This is a genomic window from Klebsiella sp. SWET4 (assembly GCF_024296565.1).
Taxonomy (GTDB): domain Bacteria; phylum Pseudomonadota; class Gammaproteobacteria; order Enterobacterales; family Enterobacteriaceae; genus Klebsiella; species Klebsiella variicola.
In genome coordinates this window covers 1-1,928 of the sequence record NZ_JANCOB010000037.1, presented here as the reverse complement: position 1 = coordinate 1,928, position 1,928 = coordinate 1, and the positions used below count along the sequence as shown (strand labels likewise).

Here is a 1,928-nt window from a genome sequence, read left to right as displayed (position 1 = left end):
GCGCTCGCTTCACCTTGGCACCGGCCCGGGGCTTGGCCCATTCGACGATGATGCGATGCTCGTCGAGCGGATGCGCCACTTGGCAATCGCGCGTTATCAGCCGCAGCGCATCCGGATTGCCCGCCGTCTGGATCGAAAGCGCGATGAAGAACGCCGCGACCGTCTCGCCGGTCAGGTGCATGTAGCCGGCAAGATGACGAAGCCCGCCATGGCGGTTGGCCGCCGATATGTTGATACTGCTGCGGATCGCTTCCGTGCGCGACGGCAGGACACCGTCACCCACGGCTGCAAACGCCCGGATCAGTTCGCAAAGCTCGGGATCGACGCCATCAACCGGCCCGCGCGCCCCAATGATCTTCCGCCCAGCCTCGAAGCGATCCCATGCCTCGTCGATCTCCTCATAGCACGCGCGCAGGATCGCTTTGAGGTCCCCTCCGCCAAGGCGCGGCCGGGTATCGGCAATGCGGTTCGGCCAGACCCGCCAGGGGAAGTCGATCCGCGACAGCAGCCGGGAGGGATGCCGCCGCTTGGTCCAGTCGATCATCTGGCGAAGCTGCATGAGCACATTCGCCCGCGAACCCTTCGACCAGGGCTGGTTGGTCTGTCCTGCGACCTGGCGATCCAGCCATGCGATGTAGCGCCCAACCATCGCACTGGTCAGATCGTTGACCGACAGAACAAGACCGTCCTCCGCCACGAAGCGCGCAAAGGCGCGCAGCGCCATCCAGCAATGACGCTGCGTGTCCCGGCTCGAGGCGGCATGATGATGACGGAAGGCATCGGCCAGAAGAATCGCGATGCCCAACGGCAAACCGAGGCTGCCGAGATCGTAGCGTTTCACAACCTCGCCCCAGCCGTCGCGGAAGACGACGATGGTATCGGCTGGCTGATCCAGAACGATCGGCGCCGCAGCCGACAGCCTCCGGTCGATGCGCTCGCGTCTAACGGCCATCGGGGACCAACTCGCCATAGAGATAGTCGATGCCGTCGGCGAGGTCCCGCCCATTCAGCTCAACGCAGCGCAGGTAGATCGACGTGCTCTGGATCGAACTGTGACCCAGCAGGACCTGCACGATCTTCAGCGGATTGAGGTCGGGCGTGGTCGCTGCCTGCCTCTGCAATCGCACCAGCATCGTCATCGCAAATGTATGCCTCAGGTAATGTAATGTTCCGGTCACGCCAGCCGCGCGGAACGCCTCGGCAAACACCGCCGTCAATCGCGCCTTGCTGACCACATTTCCCTGGGTGTTGAGGAACAGAGCCGAAGGCGGCCGATAGTCGGGCCTCCCTCGACGCAACGCCCGGACCTGCGGCGTGCGAACCTCGTCGATGTAGCGCTGCGTGCGGTCGACCAGGCGAATCGGCGGGTAGATCGTGCGCGGCTTGTCACCCTTGGTGATCGTCAGCGGCACGCCGATCAAAGGATGATCCTCGTCGTCAAGATGCGCCGTCTCCGGAACCTGGAAGACCGCGAGGCCGCAAAGCTCCTTGCGCCGCAGTCCCGTCGCCAGCGCCCATTCCGCCATCAGGCGGTAGGGCATATCCAGATGCGCAAAGACGCGACGCAATTGATCGACACGCAACGGTCTCGGCAAACGCTCGTGCTCCGCTACCGTCAGGATGTTTGCCGCCATGACGCCTGGACGCGCATCGACATGCGCCAGGAACGATTGTCGCCGGCCGGAGCCCACCCGCACATCGACAAAGTGGAACGGCAGGCTCTCGATCCAGCCACGGCCTTGCGCCCACGCATAGAACCGGCAGACCGTGCGGACCCGATCGTTCACCGTCGAGCGCGCGTAGGGTCGTTTCGTATGCAGGCTCGGCTGTGACAGCATGCGATTGCGCCAGGCCGCAATCTCGGCCTCGCTCACGCTGTGCCAGTCGAGCTCAGACTGCTCCAGGCTGTCGAACCAGTCGTGAAGATG

At 64.2% G+C, this 1,928-nt stretch carries 2 protein-coding genes; both read right to left on the bottom strand.

The window, feature by feature from the left end:
- A partial coding sequence (locus NKJ21_RS27315; RefSeq protein WP_254733417.1) for a phage integrase SAM-like domain-containing protein occupies positions 1-952 on the bottom strand: 952 nt, incomplete at its 3' end.
- Positions 942-1,928 (bottom strand): tyrosine-type recombinase/integrase (locus NKJ21_RS27310; RefSeq protein WP_254733415.1); only part of this gene is annotated, 987 nt, incomplete at its 5' end. The genes NKJ21_RS27310 and NKJ21_RS27315, both read right to left, overlap by 11 nt.